Genomic DNA, 24849 nt, shown 5'->3' with positions numbered 1-24849 from the left:
CTTCTTCGGTATCCTGGTCGATGTGATCGATGATGCCCTTCACCAGCGCATGGGTGATCCGCTCTTCCACGGTACCCTGGCGCCACTCGTCATCCACTTCTTTTTTCTTGGCCGAGCCTTTTACTTTTTCGGCGTAATCGAGCAAACGTTCTGTGGCATCGTCTCTCCGGTTGAGCAGCACATCCTCCACACGTTCCAGCAGCTCTTTTTCGATCTCGTCGTACACTTCGAGCATGGTAGGGTTCACAATGCCCATATCCATACCGTGTTTGATGGCATGGTAAAGGAAGGCGGCGTGCATCGCTTCGCGTACCTTCTGGTTTCCGCGGAAGCTGAACGATACGTTGCTCACCCCCCCGCTGACGTGGGCATGGGGAAGGTTCTCACGGATCCATTTCGCGGCCTTGAAAAAATCGAGCGCATAATTCCGGTGCTCTTCGATGCCGGTGGCCACGGGGAAAATGTTCGGATCGAAGATGATATCCTGCGGCGGGAATTTGATCACGTTCACCAGCAGGTCGTACGCACGTTTGCAGATGGAGATCCTGCGCTCATAGGTGTCGGCCTGACCTGCTTCGTCAAACGCCATGACCACCACGGCAGCGCCATATCGTTTCACCAGCTTTGCCTGACGGATGAACTCCTCCTCTCCTGCTTTCAGGCTGATGGAGTTCACGATACCTTTTCCCTGCAGGCATTTCAGTCCAGCCTCGATCACTTCCCACTTGGATGAGTCGACCATCACGGGTACGACAGCGATCTCAGGCTCGGCTGCCATGAGGTTGAGGAATCTGACCATGGCGGCCTGCGAGTCGAGCATGCCCTCGTCCATGTTCACGTCGATCACCTGGGCGCCACCACGCACCTGGTCAAGGGCCACCTCCAGTGCTTCCTCGAATTTGTCTTCCTTGATGAGCTTCAGGAATTTGGCGGAACCCGTCACATTGGTACGTTCACCAATATTGACAAAGTTTGATTGTGCGGTGATCTCAACCGCTTCAAGACCACTTAATTTAAGAGTATAATTCATAGTTCTTAAGTCCATAGTCCATGGTCCATAGTCCATGGCTATTTCAGTGTATTTCTCAACGCCTGAATACTTTTGATTAAGATCGTTAGTTTATTGTAAAAGAAGTCAAACTGTTCATTAGGAATCAATCTCCTCCTCCTAGCCAGAAATAGACATCCGACTACTTCAATCGCTGACCGCAATGAGTATCCCAAAAACTTTTTGAACTCGGGATTGCTTTGCCCGGTTGATCCTTCGGCAATATTCAACGAAATGGAATCTGATGCACGTTTGATCTGTGCAGTCAGGACATACAATTCATCTTTAGGAAAAAGCTTTACCAGATCAGAAACTTCTCCTGAAAGGTCAACGGACATTTCCCATACTTTTAATTTTTCAAATTTAAAGGCCATGATTAGAAAGGGTTTATTTTGAACATATACTAACTGCCATGGACCATCGACAATGGACCATGGACCATTCGCGGTTTATATTTTTTGGCAACTTCTGCGATCTTTTTGATGTGGGCTGGCGTTGAACCGCAGCATCCGCCGACAATGTTCACCAGCCCTTCTTTGAGGTATACCTCTATCTCTCCCGCCATCTGTTCGGGAGTCTGATCATAGTGACCGAACTCGTTGGGCAAGCCTGCATTGGGGTGCGCGCTCACAAAGAACGACGACTTCTCGTTCAGCACCTGCAGGTAGGGTCTCAAGGCCGATGCACCCAACGCGCAGTTCAACCCGATGCTCAGCAACGGCACATGTGATACGGATACCAGGAACGCTTCTGCCGTCTGGCCTGACAAGATCCTTCCGCTGGCGTCGGTGATCGTACCCGATACCATCACGGGCACCTGCCTGCCGGTTTCCTCAAACAGTTCCTGGATGGCAAACAACGCAGCCTTCACGTTCAGCGTGTCGGTAATGGTTTCCGGCAGCAGCATGTCAACACCGCCGTCGAGCAGTCCCTTGGCCTGTTCCTTGAACGCGCCTTTCAGCTCGTCAAAAGTGATGGCCCTGTAACCGGGATTGTTCACATCCGGCGACATGGAGGCAAGCTTCGTGGTGGGCCCCATGGAGCCCGCTACAAAACGGGGTTTGTGAGGTTCTTTGGCCGTGAACTCGTCGGCTACTTCGCGGGCGATCTTTGCCGCCTGGTAATTGATCTCATACACCATCGACTCGAGGTGGTAGTCGGCCTGGGCTACCCACGTGCTTCCGAAAGTGTTCGTCTCGGCGATGTCGGCACCAGCTTCGAAATATTGCCGGTGGATCTCTTTGATAACGTCAGGACGGGTAACACTTAACAGGTCGTTGTTACCTTTCAGGGGATGCGGATGATCTTTCAGACGCTCGTTGCGAAAGTCTTTTTCCTCCAGCTTGTAACGCTGGATCATCGTACCCATGGCGCCATCCAGTACGAGGATACGCTCCTTCAAAATGTCTTCGATCTTCATGTAGGGCTTCCTTGTGTTATGCTTGGTTACTGCTATCCAGAGAGCCCGGCTATGGTGGGTTACTTATCTTTTTCCACTTTCCCGGCCAAGCCGGGAGGCAGATGGGAGTTAGCACAACACCTCGTCCCGGCTCAGCCGAGACTTAAGATAGGATGCTAAGACGTCACAGGGCCCATTCCCTCGGTCTTTCTGGATAAGCAAGTGCAAAGAAAACTATAAGATCGGTAATAAAAAAATCGGCTTACCTGAAAATATACCCCACCCGGAAGGCGGTGGTAGGTGACAACCTGTTCGCCGACCTGTGCGAAGGTACAAGGTCAAAAGGGTCGTCTTCATACGTGTCTTCGTAAGACGTTTCTGCAGGCACACCCATGGCCTTATACCGGATGAACCGTTGCGCAACGCCGAGATGGTACTCGATGCAGACATGCCTGCCGAACCGGTGAAAAAGGCCAACTTTCATCGCCAGTCCCGGTTCGCGGTAACGCACCGGGTAAGTATAGTAGCGGAAGTAATCGCAGCCGCCCTGTGGATCGTCGCAGTGAACACCAAAGGTACCTGCCTTTCTGAAATCTACGTAATTATAGAAGAACTCGGGCGCAAAAAAGACTGCATTGCCGCCAAAAGGTATATAGTAACGAACATCCAGCTTCGCCTTGAACCCCTTCTTGTCAAAACCATTCTTCGGATCGATCGGGTCACCTGTGTCAATCACATAACCGGCATCCCACTGCAGTGAAAACTGGTCTGCAATTCGGTGCTCCACGGCCAGCTGAAAAGTAGGATAATATCCAAACAGGTGAAGCGGACTCCATTTCACCGCAAGCACGGGAGGCGCAGATCTTCTTACGCGAACACTGTCAGCCTTCTGGGCATAGGCCGCACAACCCAGGAACAAGAGCGGGAACACGAGGGTTTTCATGGCGCGACTGGAATATGACTTAACTGGCGGATGTTGAGCACGTCGCTGTAATCGTACTGGTAGATGCCTGTATTGCCTGTGAGCAGCAGCACGCCCTGGTTGGGGATCACATCGTAGGCGTGCAGTGACGTGTAGTGTTTTACCTGTTTTACATTGGCTGGATCGGCCACGTCAAAAACCTTGAGGCCGCCGTCGCCCTGGCAAACGAAAAGCAGGTTGTTGTCGACACCCAGGCCGTAGGGGGTCTCGGTAGCATACGAGCTGACGCGTACCGGGCTGGAGAGGTTCCTGATGTCGATCACCTCAACGGCATCGAAGCCGGTGGTGCGGCAGTCGCTGACGCGCAAAGTGACATAGGCATACTGACCTTGCACCACCACGGGATCGCAGGCCATAATGTGGTTGTAAAATGAAACAAACTTGGGAACAGCGGGATTGGCGATGCTGTAAACATACATGCCGTTGTCAGCGCCCAGAAAGAGGTTGTCGTCCTTGGCGAAGATGGTTTCGATGCCAAAACCAGCTTCCACAGCGCCTGACGAGGTGAGTGCACCATTGGCTTCGACCTGGAACACCTTGATGGTGGTTTCGTTGGCCACATAGAGATGGTCCTTTGCCAGCACAAACCTGGCCATAGAGCCGCTTTTGCCCTGCAGCGGGCCTGTGGTTGTGTCATCGTCACAAGCGGCCAGCAGCACGCACAATGTAAAAATTGCCACGAATATCCGCGATCTTACCGGTAGCATTCTGGTTTTTTTAAAGTGGTTAAAATCCAGCCAATCACCTTGCCCTTCTCAGGGTCTACACATTCGAAATAACGGCCACGCCTTTCCCATTCCAGGGCAGAGTCATCGGCAGGCGGCAGGTCATTGCTCCAGGAAGAGATGCGGCTGATCTCCTGGATGTTGTTCAGGTCCGTGATCTGCAGGGCCACCAGGTCGCCGATGTGATCCACATACAGCACATTGTTCCGTACAGCCATATCCACATTGCCATAAACACGAAGAAAACCGACGGGCTTGGGAGCCGACGGGTCTGTGTTATCGATCACATGGATGCCTTGAGATTGTTCATTCACCAGCAGGTACTTGCCATAAACGTAGATCTTGCCGGGTTTCTTCAGGGGCCTGGCCTCCTGGAATTCGATGCTTGCTTCCGCATCGGTGGCATATACCGGCTTGTAGCCTTCAACCTCGTCAACCGGGAATTCGGGATAAGGATCTCCCGGCGGACACCCACTGAGTACCAGGCCAAGTGCGGCGAATAGAAAAAGTTTGATAGTTTTGCGTATCACAGTATTATTGACCCATAAATGCGCCGTCCGGTTGTAATCTGGATATGAAGAAATTGTTAACTGCCATTCACGATATCGATTGAAACTCGCTGCCATAGACATCGGCTCCAACGCTATTCGCTTCCAGGTGTCCACCGTGCTGGACAACAGCCCTACATTCCTGTTCAAAAAACTCGAGTACGTCCGTTTTCCCCTCAGGCTTGGCCATGATGTTTTCTCTACCGGGAAGATCAGCGCCAAAAGTATTGAAAAGTTCAAGAAGCTGATGAAGGCTTTCAAGCTGCTGGTGGAGCTCTACGAAGTGACCGACTACATGTTTTGCGCCACCTCGGCCATGCGTGAATCGGAGAACGGCCCCGACCTGGCGGAAGAGGTCAGGAACGAGCTGGGCATCACGATCAATATCATCGACGGCAACCGCGAAGCGGAGCTCATCAACAGGGCCATCAGCTCCTTCCTCACCAAAAAGACGTACCTGCATATCGATGTGGGCGGTGGAAGCACGGAGCTGAACCTCTATGTGGATGGAAAAAAAATCAAAACACGTTCGTTCAAGATCGGATCGGTGCGGGTGCTCGAGCAAACGGACTCGCCTGCCATGTGGGAAGACATGGAACGCTGGGTGAAGGAAAATGTGAAGAAGGAATACGGCAAGGTCACTGCCGTGGGAACCGGTGGAAACATCAGCAAGATCTTCGAGCTCGCCAAGCAGAAACCCGGCAAGACCCTTTCCATCAAAAAAGTAAAAGAGATCCGGCAGATGATCGAAAGTTATTCGCTGGAGCAGCGCATCTATCAGCTGCAGATGAACCCTGACCGCGCCGACGTGATCGTCCCCGCCAGTGATATCTACACCAAGGTGATGGAGTGGGCACACGCCGCCAGCATCCTCGTGCCCGAAGTAGGTCTGAAAGATGGCATCATGTTGTACCTCTACGAAAAGAACACACAGCAGAAGAAGTTAGAGTTTTAATACCGGTTCACGCAAAGGGCGCGAAGAAGCGCAAAGAACGCTAAGGTACGGTCGCGCAATTTACAGCAGAATTGCTTTGCATTCTCTAATGATATTCTAACCTCCTTTAAGCGCAGAATCGTCTCTCAAACATACATGCCTCTGCGGCCTTTGCGGTTTCTTTGCGCACTTTGCGTTTTGCATTTATTGCATTTCTGCTCACAACCTATTGCGTTTGATCGTGCTCTTGCCCTTCTTTCGTTCGCCGGTCCTGAGATCTACAAGGTAGGCAACTGAAAGGCGGATGCCCTGGTTGCGCGAGCGAAGTACATCCTGGTAGTAGGTATCTTTGAACATACCGTTGCGGGTAGGATTAAAAAAACTATGGCCGAGCTCGTACCGGAGGTTTACCATAAATTTCCGGTGGGTGACAGGTTCAAAAACAGCGCCTGCCGTGAGACAGAGTCCGAGCTGGATGCGGTTGGCGTCTGCTGCGATGGTCATTTCATCGGAAGGTGTATCGCCCGAACCCGGGTTGAACTGGATGGTGTAAGGCTGATCCGATACCAGATTGTCACCGTAATCAACGTAGGTGATCTTTCCTTTGCCGCCCAGCCAGTAGCTCACGTTAGGCCCAAGTCCCACGTAATATTTGAACTCTTTCAGGCGCCCGAGCTTTGCTTTGAAATCAACGGTGTAGAGGATGGGCACATCGATGTAATGATAGGTTACCCTGTTCTTCAGCGGCTCACCGCTCTTGCCTTCGATGATCTTTCCCTTGGTAGAGTACAAAAAAGAAGTGTGTAAAAAAAACCTTTTTCGCACCAGAAATGACAACGCTGCCCCTGCGTGGTAACCCGGCACAGGTTTCACTTTGTAAAGATCTTTGTTTTCTTTGTCACCGAAGCTAATCCATGAATACTGGCCTCCGGCTACGGGGCCAACCAGGATTTGCGATAAGGACCGATGTGCGGAGAACAAAAAGAAAACAAGGGCAAATGCTTTAATTTTCACTTGGCTAGAAAATAGTCAGTTTATCAGCAAATTCAGTTAAGAGCACCAAGTAAACGGCTAATCATAACTGAAGAAAGTAAAAAACGCCGTATATTGTACTGTTTTCTATGAATGAACTTTTTGAGCATTTGAACTTAACTATTCATTCGTCTGAGCAATAAAGGCCTAACTTTTCAAGCGAGGTTCGCAGGAACATCCTGCATTTTTTGAATGACCTGGGCGCTTGGGTTCATACTTAATATAAAGGATGCGTAATTGCTTTTACGTTTTAGTGCTTATTCATTGTTTAACCCACGGCAGAACCATTGCTCAGAACTATGCTGTGTACAACAGCTATTACCTCAATCCATACCTTTACAATCCTGCGGAAGTCGCCACTGAATACAGCTACCTTTTTGTGAACCACAGGCAACAGTGGATGGGCATCGAAGGTGCCCCGGAACTTACTACTGTAAGCTTCAACACCATGATCAACGAAAGCCGCGCGGGCATCGGTGTAAAGGCTTCGTCATTCAAGCGCGGATTGCTCACCACCTCGGATTTTTTGTTCACGTATGCCTACAGCGTTTCGCTCAACCAGAAGAGCAACATGTACTTCGGTCTCTCCGGCGGCGCCATCTCCAATACCATCGATATTTCGCAGGCCGATCCTATGGACCCTGCCATCGCAAACTACCTGGCCAACAACATGCAGCCGGCCGCGAACTTCGGCATGGTGATCAAATCGGCAACAGGCCTGAACTTCGGCGTCACACTGCCGCAGCTCTTTGCGCCCAAGTTCAACAGCGCAGGTTCGTTCGTAAACACCACAACGTCTCCCCTCGACAACGTCGTCATCTCCACCTCCTTCAAACGGAAAGTGGAAGGTAAGATCGTGAGTCGCCGCAAGCGTGGTGTGCGTGCGAAAGTGAAGACCAACGACGCCTACGCTCCCCTGGAGTTCTATGCGTTCTACAAATATTCGAAGGCGGGCAACAACCAGTTCGAGGTGATGGGAAAGCTCAACCTTTCGCAGAACTTCTGGCTGGGCGCTGCATACCGCCAGTCGTATGGCCCCACAGGATCGCTTGGGTTTTCCATCAACAGATTCCTGCTGAGCTACTCGTATGAGCCCGGCAATCAGCCCGAGGCTGCCTTCTCGCGCGGCACCCATGAAATGCAGCTGGGACTGCGGATCGGCAAGCCTAAAAAATACAGGCGCGAGGCTCCCGTGCTCAGGTCTACCATCCGGGTTGCCAACGAACAACACTCAGCACGCTTCCAGCATAAGGAGGAAGATCCGGATGACCTCCGCGACCAGGGAGCCGTGAAGAAAAAATACTACGTGGTGATCAGGGCCTTCGGCGATTTCACCGCGGCGGACATCTACAAGAAAAAGCTCATCAACGAGAAATACAACGCCAACGTGTTCTATAACGAAGCTGATAAAAAGTACTATGTGCACGTATTTGAGACCACAAAGGCGGCAGAAGCACACGAAGAGACCCGGAACCTCAAGCATTATTCAAAACTGCGGGAGGCCAGGGTGCTGATCGTAACCATTAAGGAAGAGTAGGTTACATTATGACGGGTAAAGGCGATTTATGTACTCGCAGTCCATGGTCCATGGTCGATAGTCCATGGTTAGGGCTGGAAGCAGCATCGACTATGGACCATCGACTATGGACTTTGATTTTAACCACAAAATGATGAAAATACTCATTGCAGCAATGCTGACTATTGCAGGGTTGTCTTCATTTGCGCAGCAACCGGTGATCACTACCGTAAACAAGCTGAGCGCCGGAAACCAGGAGGTTGTTACCATCAAAGGCAGCGGATTTGGCACGGATGCTTCCAGGCTGGCTGTTTTTTTCGGGGCCGTGAAAGGTACGCTCAACGCCCCTCCCACCGACCAGGTGCTGGAGGTAAAGGTACCCGCGGGAACCACTTATGAGAAGATCTCGGTAACCAATACCACCTCGGGCCTTACAGCCTATACACCCCACAATTTCATGCTTAGCTTCGGTGGCAACACGGGCTTTGGTCCGGCCAATCTCGAAGGCCCTCAGCGCGACTTCACCGCCAACAACGGCCTGTACGATATCTGCCTCTGTGACTTCAACGGCGACGGCAAAACCGATGTGGCCACCGCCAACCAGGGATCCAGCTCCATCAACATCCTGGTGAACAATACGGCATCGCCAGGCTTGAGCAACATCAGCTTCTCCACGCCGGCGATCCCACAAACCCTCATCAATGCGCTCACGCTGCTCATCACCTGCGGAGACCTGAACGGCGATGGCAAACCTGAGCTCGTGCTCACCGAAGAAGGTGACAAAGACAGGATCTTCGTGCTGCAGAACACCACCACCGCCGCCACACCAACCTTTTTGCCTGTAAAGGTCTTCCGGATCACGGGTGAAAAGCTTCACCGCACCAAGATCGCCGACATCGACGGCGATGGAAAACCGGAGATCGTGGTGACCAGCAAATCGTCAGAAGACCACGACAACAACTCCAGCACACCGGCTATCGGCAACCTGTTCATCCTGAAGAACCAGAGCACAACCGCCACGGTAGCTTTTGCCTCCACACCGGTAAAATATCCGTTGCCCGGCCTTGTCTCCTCCAGCGCGCTGGCCGTTGACGACCTCAATGAAGACGGCAAGCCGGAGATCATCACAACGCCCTACCTGGTGGCCACAAGCCCCATCGCGATCATCGCCAACAACAGCACTCCGGGAAACATCTCACTGGGTGCCATTACAACCATTCCGTTCGACAAGCCTATTGTAGAGCTCAGGGTGGGTGATCTCGATAACGACCAGAAGCCCGACATCGCCGCCACATTCCTCATTTCCTCGGAGATCAGGATCATGCGCAACCAAAGCTCCGGCAACACCTTTACGTTCGCCGCACCAAAGAGCTTCCTCACGGAAGATTCACCCTGGGGGCTCGATTTCGGCGACCTTGACGGCGACAGCAAACCGGATATTGTGGTGACCTCCATCGCCAAAAATTCACTCACACTGCTGAACAACAAAAGCACTTCCGGCAACCTCGACTTCGACCGCTCCGTGGAACCTACAACTTTCATTCACCGCCACCTTGGCATCGGTGACATCGACGGCGACGCGAAACCTGACGTTGCGTTCGTCAGCGCAGACAACAATGGCGTGACCGTATCGAAGGTTTCCATCCTGCGCAATACATCCTGTATCAAACCGAAGATCAGTCCGGAAGGGCCCCTGGAAGTTTGTGCGAACCTGCTTCCGCTCAAGCTGACCTCGAGCGTGAGCCCGGGCGCTACTTATACCTGGAAAGAAACCGGATCCGGAGCTACTGTGCAGACAGGGCCGAGTGAATTTTACAACGTGGCGGCTGCCGGCGATTTCACGTATACGGTGACTCTTACAGCCGAGGGTGGTTCATGCGCGCTTACCTCCGTGCCAGTGCAGGTAAAAGTAGGGACGAATACACTGGGAGGCACGGCGACATTTAACAGCAACAGTCCTGTTTGTATCGGAAGCACACTGAATCTTTCCGTTGACAACCCTCCGCCACCGGGCGCAAGCCGTTACGAATGGACGGGACCCAATGGGTTTTCTGCCACCGGCGCCACCGTATCGCTCACCAACTTCAGAGATCCCAACGTGGGCCGTTATTATGTTGATGTTTATGCCGGAAGCTGCATTGCTCAACGTTCAGAAGTGGTGGTAAGCGCTATTGCCCTGCCAGGTTTTGTGATCAATACCGGTGGTCCTGACATTGTATGTACAGCAAACAGAACACTTTCCGTAACATCGGCGTCAGGATTTTCTTACCAATGGTTCAAAGCCGGCGTGAGCATTCCCGGTGGCAATTCGGCCAGCTATCTCGCCGATGCATCGGGTGAATACTATGTTGAGGCAACCTACACCGGATGTACGGCCGTGAAAGCAGACGCGGTCACGCTTACTTTTGCCACCGCCCCTACACCAACTTTTACCGCACCATCAACGGCGTGTATGGGCCAGAACATCACATTCACCAACCAGTCAATTACAGACCCGGATGTGGTAGCTACCGCGGCATGGGAATTCGGCGACGGCAACACATCAACTGAAACCAGTCCCATTCACAAATACCTTACTACCGCAGGCTCTCCTTTCAACGCCAAGCTCACCGTATCATACAGCAATGGCGCATGTGCCGCCACCACATCGAAGAGCATCACGGTGACGAGCGCGCCGGTGGCAACCATCAGCAACACAGGCAACAAATTCTCGTTCTGTCCCGGCGACAGTCTCAAGCTCGAGATCACAGGTCCTTTCACTGGTTATAGCTGGAGCACCGGCGCCACCACACAGTTTGTATACGTAAAAAGCGCAGCCACTTACTCCGTGGATGTTACCACGGCAACAGGTTGCGTCATCAACGCCACCCGCGAGGTGAAGCTCTTCCCCGAGCCACAAGTGACCATCACCGCAGACCCTGCCGAGGTGGCCGAAGGCCAGTCGTCAGTGCTGACGGCAGCTGGTTTGCAGAACTATCTCTGGACACCCGCAGACGCCCTGACGAGCGCTTCCGTTCCCAACCCTACGGCTACACCACTGGTGACCACCACCTACACCGTAAAAGGTACCGATACCAATGGCTGCAAAGGTGAAGCTGTCATCGAGCTTCGCGTGCGGGAAGGTTCTATCTACAGCAAGATCTCGCCTTCAAAATTCTTCTCGCCCGACAATGGTGACGAGTTCGGAAAGTTCTGGCTGGTAGACAGGATCGAAGAATATCCGGGTTGCCAGATCGTTGTGTATGACGATAAAGGTGTGAAGGTGCACGAAGCAAAACCTTATCATAATGATTGGGACGGAACATTCAATGGTCGCAAGCTCCCTGACGGCGTGTATTATTTCGTCATTAAATGCGAAGGCGAGACCACAAAGCCCAAAACCGGCAGCATTACCTTATTACGGTAAACTTTTTGATACAGGTCGTCGATGTAAAATACCAATGGTCGCCCGACTTCTTCATTACGGCTAAATAGGCCCCCAAACCTTACATATAAACGGTTACAACCCACACAGGAAGCCTCATAAACCGGCTGTATACGCATATTCGTATATCAGAAATTTGTAAAAACAAATACTACCTGTATGAAAAGGTTAGCTGTTTTGCTGATGCTGTGCCTGACTGCATTTACATCACTGAAAGCACAGGAGGTCTGTAACAATGGAAGGGATGATGACGGAGACGGATTCATTGACTGCTACGACCGCGATTGTTCCGTCAGCACATTCTGCAAAGATTTCTATCTGGGAGAAGATGCGCAGTGCGAAGTAACACCGCCGGCCTTCCCCCAGTTTACCATGGCGCTCGATTTCGCTTCGCCGAATGAAACTACCAACCACCTGTCAAGGATGGCGATTGGTGACCTCAACCGCGACGGCAAGCCTGAGATCATCACCATGAACCGATACACAGACCGGTTGTTCATCCTCAACGGTACAGACGGATCGATCCAGCAACAAGCCACCGTAGACTTCGAGCCGCAATGGGAGATCGCTATCGCGAACATCGACAATGACAACTGCGGTGAGATCTTCTTCTATGGTATTGAAGATCCTCCGGGCGACAACAACTCAACATTCCATTTTTACGCCTATGACTGCAGCCTGAACCTGATCTGGCGCAGCGAGCCCCTCAGGGGCGAACCCGTGAACTACGGGCTTGCCGATTTTGACGGCGATGGAAAAGTCGAGCTCTACGTGAAAGACGCCATCTACGATGCGCATACAGGAACGAGGATCGTAAAATCAACAGCCTCCAGCTGGTCGAAGACCAACGGCGGCCCCGTAGCCGTTGACATGGAAGGTGATGACAAGCTCGAGCTCGTGGTGGGCTGCGCCATCTACAGCGTAGACCTCGGCAACAGAACACTGGACAACGGTTCGCTCACGCTGCTCAAAAAACGCAACGACTACTTTATCAGGAATGAGTTCAACGCTACCAGCGTGGCCGACTACAACCAGGATGGATCCCTGGATGTGCTTGCATCGGGCTCCACCGGAGCTCATGGCGACAACACAACCATTTTTTTCTGGGATGTGAAGAACGACACCATTGCCACGTACTCGGATCCCATTCCGGGTAACTTCACGATCTATGCCTGCCCTACCCAGACGGGTGAGTATTACAAGAATGGCTGGCAGAACGGTACGGGAAGGATCAACATTGCCGACCTGGATGGCGACGGCAAGCTGAACATTTCCTATGTATCCGGAAAATTCCTCTATGCGCTGAACGAACGCCTCGAGCCCATGTCGTGGAGTCCCAAAACAGTGAATGAAGAAACTTCGGGTTACACCGGATGTACGCTGTTCGACTTCAACGGCGACGGCAAATCGGAGATCGTTTACCGCGACGAGCGTTTTCTCTACATCATCAACGGAACAACCGGTACGGTTTACAACCAGCAGGCCTGTGTTTCGAGGACCAACCGCGAATACCCGATCGTGGCCGATGTAGATGCCGATGGTTCGACAGAGCTGTGCGTCACCTGCGGATTTGATGACGACGATGCGATCGCCAATTTCTGTAACCTCGGCTACTCACGTTACTCGCATGTACGTGTGTTCCGTTCGGCCAGCGACCCATGGGTACCGGCGCGCAGGGTATGGAATCAGCACGGTTACTTCAACGTGAACGTCAATGACGACCTCACCATTCCCATCAAACAGCAAAAGCATCACCTGGTATTCTCTACGGGTAACTGTACCGTTGGTCCTAACAGGCCGTTGAACGGCTTCCTCAACCAGGCACCTTTCCTGAACATCGATGGCTGCCCCACGTACAAATCACCGGACCTGGCTTTCGTCAACAATTCACTCACGGTGAACCCGCCGACCTGTCCGGGCCAGAACTTTACGATCTCTTTCCAGGTGCAGAACACGGGCGACATGTCCCTGAGCGGTAGTGTGCCCATTACATTCTACAACGGCAACCCCATGGCTGCTGGCGGTATCAAGCTGAATACGATCATGGTGCCGCTCAACCTCGGGGTGGATGCCATTCACACCATCACGAATGCCACGGTCAACGGCCCGGGAGGTCCTTTCACACTTTATATCGTGCTCAACGATGCCGGTACAAAGGTGCCCCCCATCACATTGCCCAATACGGATTTTCTTGAATGTGATTATAGCGACAACGTGATCTCCACACCGGTCAATCCCATACCCGTAGCCATTACGGCGTTAAAGGTGGCAGATAACATCAAGTGTACGGGAAGCACTTCGCCCGATAACGGCGCGGTGAGAGCCTTCATTCCTGTAGCTGGCGGTGGCGAAAATACCACGTCGTACAATTTCTACTGGTCTGACGGCGCGGTGGCCAAACCCATTCCCGCCGACCATACCGGCGCCTCTGTGAACGGGCTCGCCGAAGGTACTTACACCGTGTTTGCCATTCACAAAACCGCGAACTGTAGCTCTGCCTCCGCTTCTGTTACCGTGGGACGTGTAGACCGTAATATCCAGGCGAAGATCGTGCTGGAGAATCCTTACGACAATTGTAAGAACCCCAACGCCAAGCTCAGGGCCATTGTCAACGATACAGATAACGACGGCATTGGGGAACCTGTGGGACTGTTTACGTTTGCCTGGTACGAAGGCCAGGGAACCATCACCGATCCGCAGATCAGTGTGAGCCACATTGCCACCAGCCTCAAGCCGAAAACCTACACGGTGATCGTCACAGAAAAGGCCACCGGGTGCCGCACCATCGCCTCGTACGACGTGATAGACAATTCGATCAAGCCTGTGGTGACGGCCTCTGCGGTAAGCATCACCTGTGCATCGGGCAACACCGGCAGCGCCTCCGCCACCGTGAACAACGTAGTAACGGGATACAAATTCGATTGGTACAACGGCAGCAATGTGAAACCCGCGCCTGATTTTACAGGTGACAATTACACCAATCTTGGCGGCGGCTCCTACACGGTGGTAGCCACGCACAACAGCTCACAATGTGAGTCGACGCCGGTAACCGTTACCGTGAATCAGTCCGCGCCGGTCACGGTTTCAGTGACCGGCTCCACTAACCAGACCTCCTGCGATCCTGCCCGGCCCAACGGTGCTGCATCGGCGAACGTGGGTGGCAATACACTGGGCTACGCCTTCGAGTGGTTCAGGGGCCAGAATACCCTGGCGGCGAATCGCATATCGTCTTCGGCCAATGCAACAGGACTGGCAGCTGGGATCTATACCGTGAAGGCAACCCTCGTATCTACAGGCTGCTCAGACACGGAGCAGGTGACCATCGCTAACGCCGTTGTAACACCCTCTTTGATAGTGGGTGCTGTGGCCAACCAGATGAATTGTACCACACCGGATGGAAGCGTTACCGTGAATGTATCGCTTGACTCTCCTTCTGATTATACCTTCTCATGGTTCAACGGCACTGTCGCGGATGCAACACCTGACTACCCTGATACGGATCATGTGCTTGACGGCCTCACCGCAGGAACTTACACAGTGAGGGCCGTACACAAAACGAAGCATTGTACCACAGCGCCGATCACAGCCACTGTAACCGATGTTACACCGGTTACCACCATCGTGCAAAACAGCGTCCCTAAACTGCCCACAGATTGTAACGCCAACGACGGGGAGCTGGAGGTAAAAGTATCTGCCGCAGGCAATACGCTAGGCTTCACGATCGAGTGGTTCAGGAACGCAGACACTACACCATTCGCTACCGAGACAGGCGTTACCATTTCGAAGCAGGTTCAGCTGACCAGCGCGCTGTATACCATCCGCGCCACAAACCTCAACACGGGCTGTTCGGTGACGGAAGCATTTGAGCTTCCTTTTGCAAGCGCGCAGTCACTCACGCTCGTGTCGGCCAACCCCGCCACTACCTGCTCGCCGAAAAATGAAGGTGACCTCACGGTGCAGCTCGAGCCCACCGATGCCGTCATTCCCGGGCCGCCTCCGATAAGCTTCTCGGTTGGCGATTACATCGTGAACTTTTACGCGGGACGTGGCACGTCAGGCACACTGATTGAATCCAGGCCCGGGGCGGCAGGAATATTGAACGGAGACGGCACCGCCAACTACACACTCAGCGGTTTAATGCCAGGCTTCTATACCATCGTTGCCGTGGAGAACAACCCGCTGCTGGGCAACTGTCCCTCGGTGCCGCTGATCGTGGAGATCAAACATGATGTTACATACCCTGTTATCGCTACAACATTGGTCGATGCCAATATGAACTGTACAGGCACTACCGGCAGCGGCAGGATCGAGCTCAACATCGATGGCGTCGCTCCCGAAAGTGATTATGATTACGCATGGCACGAAGGCGCTGATGCCACCTCACCCCTGCTCGGTACAGGTACAGGAGGAAGCACCGCTAACGGTGGGGCTGTAGCATCGGGACTTCCCGCTGGTCTATTCACCGTGGAAGTGACCAACCGGGCTACGCAATGTCCTTCCGTTGCCACGATACAGATCCTGAATAATCCACCGGTGATCTCCATTCCGGCGGCCAGCATCGCCATCACCGATGTCACGTTCTGCGATCTGATGAACGGCGGCGCAGCCTCGGTATCCAACATCAGCGAAGGCACAGGTACCGTTCCGGTAACGAGCTACACTTTTGCATGGTACGATGCCAGCCAGAATATATTGCCCAATGCCGGTGCACCCAATACCACCAGCAGCATCAACGGTCTTACGGCAGGTACTTATTATGTGATGGCAACCAAGAACGCAGGTACCGCAGGCCTGAACTGTGCTTCCGCGATGGTGGCCTTCGAGATCGCCGATAAAACCAAGGGCACCATCAACGTTGTCCTGACAGGCTTCACCAAACCAACGCGATGCCTGAAACCCGCAAACGTTCAGGGACAGCTTGTGGTCAACGCTTACGGTGGCGTAGCAGGCACTACGTATTCTTACAACTGGTATGCGGGTACCTCCGCCAGTGGCCCCGTGCAGTTCGCGGGCCCTGCATTTACAGGCATCAGCATCCCCGCAGGGCAAACGTCCATCACCTACACCGTGGAAGCGATCAACAACCTGAATCATTGTACCATCAGAGAGACCTATACGCTTCCCCTGGAAGTTGCGCCTGTAAACATCACTGCTTCGGCGGCACCGGTTACTTTCTGCTCTGCGGATGACGGTGCCGTGTTCGCCACTGTGACCAGCGGGAGCAGCTTCGACTATACCTATAGCTGGGACATCGGAAACACCGTGACAGTACCCGGCGACTACACCGGAAAAGGTGTGAACAATCTGGCGATCGGAAACTATACCGTGGTGGCGGTAGACAATCTGGATTCTTTCTGCCAATCGCCTGTAGTAACGGTAACCATTGATGATGGCAGGATCTATCCGGTGGTGTCGGCCACTGCCCTTGCGCCGCTGACCCTCTGCGATCCTGCAAGACCCGACGGTGTTGCCAGGGCTACCGTGAACGGCGACATTGTGAACTATGATTTCGACTGGTACCTGGGGAACCCTCCCGCGGGCACGCCCCTGTTCAGCGGAGCCGAAGCCGGCAACCTGGCAGCCACCACCTATACCGTGGCAGCGACCCACATCGTTACAGGATGTTCCAGTACCGCCACCGTTGCGATAGACAAAGCTACCGTTCCGATACCGATCCCACAGGTGGAGCTGATCTCCAACGTAACCAGCTGCGCGGCTGATAACGGAGCGCTGGCGGCCTCTGTGAATGGAAACACCGGTGATTTCATTTTCCACTGGTATCCAACCGATCCGGGCACACCGGCCGACACCACTTCTGCGCGTTATAAGGGAGAGATCTACAGCAACCTGAGCGAAGGCCGGTACTACGTTTCGGCTACGAGCCGCCTCACGGGTTGTATCTCAGGCCCTGCGAACGGGGATATTATCGAGGCGCCCGTTTATCCTGACTTCGATTTCAGGGCAACGGCGGCCACCTGCGGACAGGAGAATGGCTTCCTGGCGATCTATATGCTGAACGATACCGATATCGCGAGTGTGATCTGGACCGGAAACGGTATCACGGTTGCCGAGCCCAGCATCCAGGACATCCCCGCCGGATACTATTCCGTGACGGTGACCTCCGTGCTGGGATGCGCTACTACAAAAGACATTGAAGTGAAAACGGAGATCCGTCCCTTCAATGGCGTATCGCGGAACATCGACAGCAAGAACGACATCTTCCTGATCAGCTGCATCGATGAGTTCCCCAATAACCTGGTGAAGATCTTTAACCGCGCGGGAACGCTGGTATACGAGGCAACAGGATACGACAACATAGAGACCTACTTCGATGGGAAATCCAACAAGGGGCTCAGCCTGATGGGAAATAACCTCCCTGACGGCACTTACTTCTACATCATTGACAAACGCGACGGCTCCAAGCCAATGGCGGGATACCTGGAGGTTGTAAACTGATAATACCATGGCAAAAGTTTATATGAGGATTTTTTGGGTGGCGGTACTGTTGTCAGGGTCTTTTACCGTGAGCATGGCACAGCAGTACCCTGTTTTCACGCAGTACTATTTTAACGAGCTGGTCATCAATCCTGCCTATGCGGGAAGCAACGTTCAGCTCAGCGCCACCGCCATGTACAGGAACCAGTGGGTGAACTTTCCGGGTGCGCCGAAAACATTCAACTTCAGCTCGCATACTTCGCTCATGAGAAACAAGGTGGGTGTAGGCCTTATGGTGAATCACGACGAGATCGGAAGTTACAGGAACAACCATATTTACGGAAGTTACGCGTACCGCATCCACCTGCAGGAGGCTACGCTGTCCATGGGCTTGCAGGCGGGCATCAACCTGCTGGGCGCTGACTTCAGCAAGCTCGACCTCAACAATCCGGACGATGCCGCCTTCCACAATATTGTCAACGACATCAAACCCAACTTCGGCGCAGGTGTCTTTTTCAGTAAGAAGAATTATTTCCTGGGCTTCTCCGTGCCATTCATCCTCAACAACAAAGTGGCCACCACGGCGGAGAACTTCCTCTCGGAGATCCGCGAAGCGCGTTACTACTTCATCAGGGGTGGTGCTGTTTTTCCCATCGACCGCATGGACCGCGTGAAGATGAATCCATCGGTGCTGGTAAGGGCGCAGGAAGGTCAGCCACTGAGCTTCGACATCAACAACGCCTTTATATTTTATGATGTGTTCAGCGTTGGTACCTCGTGGCGCCTGGGCGATGCCTTCATCACTTACATCGACCTCAAGCTCAGCGATAAGATCCACTTCGGCTACTCTTACGACTGGACGGGCTCAGACATCAACGGCTTCTCCAACGGCTCCCACGAGTTCATGCTGAATTTCCGTTCCATCATCCGCGGCGTGCATAAGAACCCCGAGTGTCCTCAGTATTATAATTACCGGTAGATTGGGAGGTACGATTTACGAGGTACGATTAAGCGATACACCTCATGCTTTGGACTGTCGACCGTGGACTGTGGACCCTACCTACGCTGTGATCGAAGCAGCAGACTTCGTTTCTATAGACTCATCGTTCTTCGAAGCTCAAAACAGCTTCGCGTCCATCACGATGTCTTTCGTGACATTGTAGAACTCCTTGTGGATGTTGAAGGCCTGCTCTCCGTTGAGCTCCTTGACCATGTACGATCCGTCTTCCTGCATGATGTAAGAGTTCACGTTGTCTTTCAGGTTGTAGCGCAGGTTGTTGATGGCCTGTTTCTTGAGGATCTCTTCCTCGAGCAGGAACAGTGATTCGATGCGGCGGTCAAAGCTTCGCACCATGGCATCGGCGCTGCCGATATAAACCTTGGGATTTCCCGCGTTGTGAAAATAATAGATGCGCGAGTGTTCGAGGAATTCGCCCACGATGGAGATCACTTCGATGTTCTCGCTCAGTCCTTTTCTGCGCGGGCGAAGGCAGCACATGCCCCGCACGATCAGCTTGATGGGCACACCTGACTGGGAGGCTGCGTAGATCTCATCGATGAATTCTTTATCTTGTAAGGAATTGAGCTTGATCACGATGCCAGCGGGAATACCGTTGCGCGCGTTATAGGCTTCTTTCTGCAGCAGGTTGCAGAGCTGAATGCGCATATCACGCGGCGATGTGATCAGGTTACGGTATGTAGAGGGCTGCGAATGCCCTGTAATTACATTGAAGAATTCTGAAACGTCCTGGGCATAACCTTCGCGGGTGGTGAGCAGACCGATGTCTACATAAAACCGTGAAGTTGATTCGTTATAGTTGCCACTGGACAGGTGAACATAACGGTAAACCTTGTCGTCGTCTTCCTTGCGTACAATGAGCAGCAGCTTCGTATGGGTCTTCAGGCTGCTGACACCGTAGATCACAAAACATCCTGCTTTCTGCAGGCGCTGTGCCTCGCGAAGGTTGTTCTCCTCGTCAAAACGCGCTTTCACCTCGAACAGCACAGACACGTGTTTTCCGTTCTCCGCCGCCTTCAGCAACGCAGCCGTCACCCGCGACTCACGCGCCACCCGGTAAATGGTGATCTTGATCGAAAGCACATAAGGATCGTCGGCAGCTTTCTCCAGCAACTCCAGCACGGGCTCCATGGAATTGTACGGATGGTGTAAGAGAATATCGCGCTCTTTCAGCACCTCGAACAGATCGCGTGTGCCCTGCTCGGGAAAGTTCAGTGGCTTAATGGGATCGCGCGGGTGTGCGCGTCGTGTCTTGAACTCCTTGTGATTCACGATCTGGAGCAGGCCCGTGAAGTCGACCATGCTCTCTTTCGAGATGTAAAAGATGTTGTTATCGTCAAGGTCCCACTGGATCTTCAGCAACCGCATCATCCACGGGTCGGGATTCTCTTCCACTTCCAGCCGCACCACCCTTCCGCTCCGGCGTGTCTTCAGCTTTCGTTTGAGGTCTTCCAGGAAGTTTGATTCGATGTCCTCACTTTCTTCCAGCGTAAAATCGCCGTTCCGGTTGATGCGGAAGAGGTTCACGCTGGCGATCTCCACGTTCCTGAAAAGGTGGTGGATATTGTTCGATATGATGTCTTCTACGGGCACGAACTGGATCGTGTCGTCGGTCACGATCTCGTAGAACCGCGGCAGGTTATGCGGCACCTGGATAAACGACACCTTGAGCTGGTTCTGTTGATCGGTCGGGTTCTTGGTCACCACGCCAAACAGCAGCCTGTTGTTCATCAGCACCGGAAAGGTGTGGTAGTTATCGAACACCATTGGCGTGAGCATGGGAAAGATGGTGTGATAGAAATAATCATTCACACGCTGAATGCTTTCCACTGACAGGTCGCGGTATTCGGCAATGATAAAACCGTTGCTGTGAAAGAGCGGTTTCAGTTTTTTAACGTAGTACTCATTCTGGTCCTTCACGAACCGCTGGGTCTCTGCCAGCATCAATCTCCGGAAAGGTTCTTCGCGCAGGCCGTTGTAATCAAAGCGCTCTTTGCCGTAGTCGATGTAATTGTAAAGGCTTCCGAGCCTGATGGTGCAGAACTCGTCGAGGTTGGAAGCTGTGATGGAAAGAAATTTCAGCCGGTCAAAAATACTGCGGTCGATGTGCCTGGCTTGGTCCAGCACACGGTAATTGAATTGCAGCCAGCTCAGATCACGGCTGACGTAATTGCTCTCGATGATCTGTTGCGCAATCTTTTCCGTTGAAATGACCGTTTCGTTCATGTTGTTTGAATTCGGTGTCTAAAAAAACAGGCCAACAACATGATCAAATATCAATGCGTGCGTATTTCGCGTTCTTTTCAATGAATTCCCTGCGGGGCGCAACTTCATCACCCATGAGCATGGAGAAAAGGTGATCGGCTTCTGCCGCCGATTCTATGCTCACCTGCTTCAGTGATCGTTTTGCCGGATCCATGGTGGTGGTCCACAACTGCTCAGGGTTCATTTCACCGAGACCTTTGTAACGCTGCACATTCACTGAATCTTCTTTACCCGCACCGATCTCTTTCACGATGGCGATGCGCTCTTCTTCTGTCCAGCAATAACGTTCCTCCTTGCCTTTCTTCACCAGGTAAAGCGGAGGAAGCGCGATGTAAACGTAACCGTTCTCGATGAGGTCTTTCATGTAACGGAAGAAGAACGTCAGGATCAGCGTGCGGATGTGACTTCCGTCAACATCGGCATCGGTCATGATGATGATCTTGTGATAACGGAGCTTGCTAAGATTGAGCGCCTTGTCATCTTCCGGGGTTCCGAAAGACACACCCAGGGCAGTGATCATATTCTTGATCTCTTCGTTCTCGTAGATCTTGTGCTCCTGCGCCTTCTCAACGTTCAGGATCTTACCGCGCAAGGGCAGGATGGCCTGAAAATTACGGTCCCTTCCCTGCTTGGCAGAACCACCAGCGGAGTCACCTTCCACCAGGTAGAGCTCGCAGAGGCTGGCATCGGTGCTGGAACAGTCGGCGAGTTTACCCGGCAGCCCGGTTCCTGTGAGCACGTTCTTGCGCTGCACCATCTCGCGTGCCTTGCGGGCGGCATGACGTGCCTGTGCTGCAAGGATCACTTTGTTCACGATCAGCTTCGCTTCACGCGGATGCTCTTCCAGGTAATGGCTGAGCATCTCTCCCACAGCCTGGTCAACCGCGCCCATAGCGTCTGAGTTGCCAAGTTTGGTTTTGGTCTGACCTTCGAACTGCGGCTCGGCCACTTTTACGGAGATCACCGCCGTAAGGCCTTCACGGAAATCGTCGCCACTGATATCTATCTTCACTTTTTCAAGCAGGCCCGACTTGTCTGCATAGTTCTTGAGGGTACGGGTCAGCGCCCTTCTGAAACCGGCCACGTGTGTGCCGCCTTCATGGGTATTGATGTTGTTAACATACGACACCAGGTTCTCCGTAAAGGATGTGTTGTAGCTCATGGCCACCTGCACGGGGATCTCCGACTTGTCGTTCTCCACGAAGATGGGCTCGGCGATGAGCTTTTCGCGGGTGGCATCGATGTACTCCACAAATTCGCGCAAGCCGCCTTCTGAAAAGAAAGTATCCCTGCGCGCTTCTCCCTTCTCGTCCTTCTCGCGAAGGTCTTCCAGGTTGATGCGGATCCTGGGGTTGAGGAACGCGAGCTCACGAAGACGTGAGGCCACGGTCTCATAGTTATATTCCGTGATGGAGAAGATCTGATTGTCAGGTTTGAAATGTACAGTGGTTCCTGTGCGATCAGATTCGCCGATCACACGTACAGCATACTGCGGGTTACCGCGCTCGTACTCCTGCTCGAAGGTTTTTCCTTCGCGGTAGACGGTCACGATCAGTTTTTCAGACAACGCATTCACGCACGAAACACCCACACCGTGCAAGCCGCCGGAAACCTTATACGTGTTCTTGTCGAACTTTCCACCGGCGTGGAGTACTGTCATTACCACTTCAAGCGCCGAGCGTTTTTCTTTCTCGTGCATATCTGTGGGAATACCGCGCCCGTTGTCTACTACGGTAATTGAATTATCTTCATTGATCGATACGGAGATCTCATCGCAATAACCGGCCAACGCCTCGTCGATCGAGTTATCTACTACCTCCCAAACCAGGTGGTGCAGGCCTTTGATGCCTACATCCCCGATGTACATGGCCGGACGTTTGCGGACCGCTTCTAAACCTTCTAAAACCTGGATATTACTGGCTGAATAATCGGCTGGAACTTTACCTTTAACTTCGCTCATTTTAAAGCTTTAAAACCGTCAAAAATAAAGCTTTTTAGCGCCTAAACAGCATTTTTCCAGTGAAAAAACTCAATTATTTTATGCTGTTTCTCAACTGATCCTGACACGTTTTGCAGATATTAACTAAATCCTTAGTTTTAATGCATGATGACAATAAAACGGCATTTTTCAGCGGTCATTTTTTTGACTTTTCTCACCTTCTTCTGCTCCGGTAAAATACAAGCGCAGGGGCAGCTGTATGGTGAGGTAAGGGTGCGCGTTTTTCGCTCTGCCGCCGACTCGCTGCAGCTGATCGCGATCCAAGATAACATCGATGCAGAGCTGAAACGAAAGCCGATGCGGCAAAAGAAGTTCGACAGCCTCATGACATTGCAGGGTAAGCTTTATGAGGAGGCCATTATCTTCAAGACCATCTACCGGCCGGGCCGTGATTTCATAGTGACCGACAGTCTGCTTCGTGTTACCGATTTCAGTGGTATCACTAAAGTATGTGTTTATAACAAGCGTGAGATCCCGGAGGTGCTCTGGAAGTGTACAGCGCTCGAGGTGCTGGAGCTTATCGGCACTTCCGTGGATGCATTGCCCGAAAAGCTCAACACCCTGCCGAGGCTGAAGGCCATTTATATCTATCAAAACCACGCTCAAAAACCGCTGCGGTTGGCGGACAACAACACGGTGACCTCGCTTACCATCACCAACGGCAACCCGGCGGGATTACCGCGGTCATACAAGAACTTCAAAGCGCTTACCAGGCTCGACCTGGAAGAGAACGGACTCATACGTTTCCCCAACGGGGCCCGGCACAACAAAAAACTGACCGAGCTGAGCCTGCAGCGTAATGCGCTTACTTTAAAAGACCGTATTAAAAAACATCCGTACCTCGAACGGCTCTCGCTGCATGAGAACCAGATCGTGCATGTGCCCGCCTCTGTCAGGAAGTGCCCGAACCTCAAAAAGCTGAACTTCAATTCCAACAAGATCGCCAGCGTTGATGCGGCCATCGGAAAGCTCAAAAAACTGGAGCAGCTTTCATTTTACAGCAATCAGCTCACATCGGTGCCAAAGGGAGCGTATAACCTGCGTACGCTGAAGGAGATCGATCTTTTTCACAACCGCATCGAACAGCTCGATCCCGCGTTCTGCCAGTGGAGCAACCTGGCAACGTTGTATCTCTCGCATAACAATATGGTTGCGCTGCCGGAGAATATCGACACGCTGCGTCACCTCGAAGGGCTTTACGCGTGGGACAACCGCCTGGGGACGTTACCGGAAAGGATCGGCAACATGAGCAGCCTCCGGTATCTGCGCGTGAATAACAATTACCTGAAAGTGTTTCCTGGTTCACTGTTGCGGCTTACGGCCCTTGAAGAGCTCGATATCTCTCACAACTACATCACGGAGGTGCCCGAAGCCATCTTCGATTATCCCAGACTCAAGATCCTGGCCATGGTGAACAACCCCTGGAACGACGCTGTGCTGAAGCTGCTACCGGCAAAGGCAGAAGCTTTGAGGGCAAAGGATGTGTATGTGCACATTACGGAGGAATGAATGGTTACCGGTTGC

15 protein-coding genes and 1 riboswitch are annotated in these 24849 nt (G+C 52.6%); of the genes, 6 read left to right on the top strand and 9 right to left on the bottom strand.

Annotated elements, in window-relative coordinates; genetic code table 11:
- The 6 genes from KK083_RS23760 to KK083_RS23735 all read right to left on the bottom strand — a co-directional run.
- Positions 1–1030, bottom strand: a 1030-nt coding sequence (locus tag KK083_RS23760) for a dihydropteroate synthase (RefSeq protein WP_254168178.1), incomplete at its 3' end; no start/stop codon positions are given.
- A 38-nt stretch (positions 1031–1068) separates the two neighbouring features.
- Positions 1069–1422 carry a four helix bundle protein gene (locus KK083_RS23755; RefSeq protein WP_254168176.1) on the bottom strand — a complete coding sequence of 118 codons (354 nt, stop codon included), beginning with the start codon at positions 1420–1422 and terminating at the stop codon, positions 1069–1071.
- Between the two features lie 29 nt (positions 1423–1451).
- The gene (locus KK083_RS23750) at positions 1452–2468 is read right to left on the bottom strand and encodes a homocysteine S-methyltransferase family protein (RefSeq protein WP_317195245.1); all 1017 of its coding nucleotides are present in this window, start codon (positions 2466–2468) and stop codon (positions 1452–1454) included.
- Positions 2469–2528: 60 nt separating this feature from the next.
- A riboswitch (SAM riboswitch) is annotated at positions 2529–2668 on the bottom strand.
- Positions 2669–2709: 41 nt separating this feature from the next.
- Positions 2710–3390, bottom strand: coding sequence for a hypothetical protein (locus KK083_RS23745; RefSeq protein WP_254168174.1), 681 nt, complete (start codon positions 3388–3390; stop codon positions 2710–2712).
- Positions 3387–4136, bottom strand: coding sequence for an LVIVD repeat-containing protein (locus KK083_RS23740; protein WP_254168172.1), 750 nt, complete (start codon positions 4134–4136; stop codon positions 3387–3389). Before KK083_RS23740 ends, KK083_RS23745 begins: the two co-directional genes overlap by 4 nt.
- Entirely contained in the window at positions 4124–4684 is a 561-nt protein-coding gene (locus KK083_RS23735; RefSeq protein ID WP_254168170.1) for an LVIVD repeat-containing protein, read from the bottom strand. Before KK083_RS23735 ends, KK083_RS23740 begins: the two co-directional genes overlap by 13 nt.
- A 79-nt stretch (positions 4685–4763) precedes the next feature.
- On the opposite strand from KK083_RS23735, the gene KK083_RS23730 reads away from it, so the two are divergent.
- Positions 4764–5657: a Ppx/GppA phosphatase family protein gene (locus KK083_RS23730; RefSeq protein ID WP_254168168.1), complete on the top strand. Its 894-nt coding sequence runs from the start codon at positions 4764–4766 to the stop codon at positions 5655–5657.
- A 198-nt stretch (positions 5658–5855) separates the two neighbouring features.
- Here the strand turns inward: KK083_RS23730 and KK083_RS23725 are convergent, their stop codons facing one another.
- The gene (locus tag KK083_RS23725; protein ID WP_254168166.1) at positions 5856–6650 is read right to left on the bottom strand and encodes a porin family protein; all 795 of its coding nucleotides are present in this window, start codon (positions 6648–6650) and stop codon (positions 5856–5858) included.
- Between the two features lie 247 nt (positions 6651–6897).
- On the opposite strand from KK083_RS23725, the gene KK083_RS23720 reads away from it, so the two are divergent.
- From KK083_RS23720 to KK083_RS23705, 4 genes are all read left to right on the top strand, one after another.
- The gene (locus KK083_RS23720) at positions 6898–8205 is read left to right on the top strand and encodes a PorP/SprF family type IX secretion system membrane protein (protein WP_262899597.1); all 1308 of its coding nucleotides are present in this window, start codon (positions 6898–6900) and stop codon (positions 8203–8205) included.
- Positions 8206–8335: 130 nt separating this feature from the next.
- Positions 8336–11590 carry an FG-GAP-like repeat-containing protein gene (locus tag KK083_RS23715; protein ID WP_254168163.1) on the top strand — a complete coding sequence of 1085 codons (3255 nt, stop codon included), beginning with the start codon at positions 8336–8338 and terminating at the stop codon, positions 11588–11590.
- 177 nt (positions 11591–11767) lie between these two features.
- Positions 11768–18064 carry a T9SS type B sorting domain-containing protein gene (locus KK083_RS23710; RefSeq protein ID WP_254168161.1) on the top strand — a complete coding sequence of 2099 codons (6297 nt, stop codon included), beginning with the start codon at positions 11768–11770 and terminating at the stop codon, positions 18062–18064.
- Positions 18065–18071: 7 nt separating this feature from the next.
- Entirely contained in the window at positions 18072–19022 is a 951-nt protein-coding gene (locus KK083_RS23705; RefSeq protein ID WP_254168159.1) for a PorP/SprF family type IX secretion system membrane protein, read from the top strand.
- Positions 19023–19160: 138 nt separating this feature from the next.
- Here KK083_RS23705 and ppk1 read toward each other — a convergent pair whose 3' ends face one another.
- Together ppk1 and gyrB are read right to left on the bottom strand one after the other, a co-directional pair.
- Positions 19161–21287 carry a polyphosphate kinase 1 gene (gene ppk1 / locus KK083_RS23700; protein WP_254168157.1) on the bottom strand — a complete coding sequence of 709 codons (2127 nt, stop codon included), beginning with the start codon at positions 21285–21287 and terminating at the stop codon, positions 19161–19163.
- Between the two features lie 43 nt (positions 21288–21330).
- Positions 21331–23286 (bottom strand): DNA topoisomerase (ATP-hydrolyzing) subunit B, encoded by a 1956-nt coding sequence (gene gyrB / locus KK083_RS23695; protein WP_254168155.1) that lies wholly within the window; start codon positions 23284–23286, stop codon positions 21331–21333.
- A gap of 144 nt (positions 23287–23430) precedes the next feature.
- Here gyrB and KK083_RS23690 point away from each other — a divergent pair, with 144 nt between their 5' ends.
- A complete protein-coding gene (locus tag KK083_RS23690; protein ID WP_254168153.1) occupies positions 23431–24834 on the top strand; it encodes a leucine-rich repeat domain-containing protein in 1404 nt (467 codons plus the stop codon).
- Positions 24835–24849: the final 15 nt, after the last annotated feature.

It is taken from the genome of Chryseosolibacter histidinae (assembly GCF_018598225.1).
Classification (GTDB): Bacteria; Bacteroidota; Bacteroidia; order Cytophagales; family Cyclobacteriaceae; genus Chryseosolibacter; species Chryseosolibacter histidini.
Note: the sequence above shows the minus strand (reverse complement) of the source record. Positions and strands in the feature narration are given on the sequence as shown.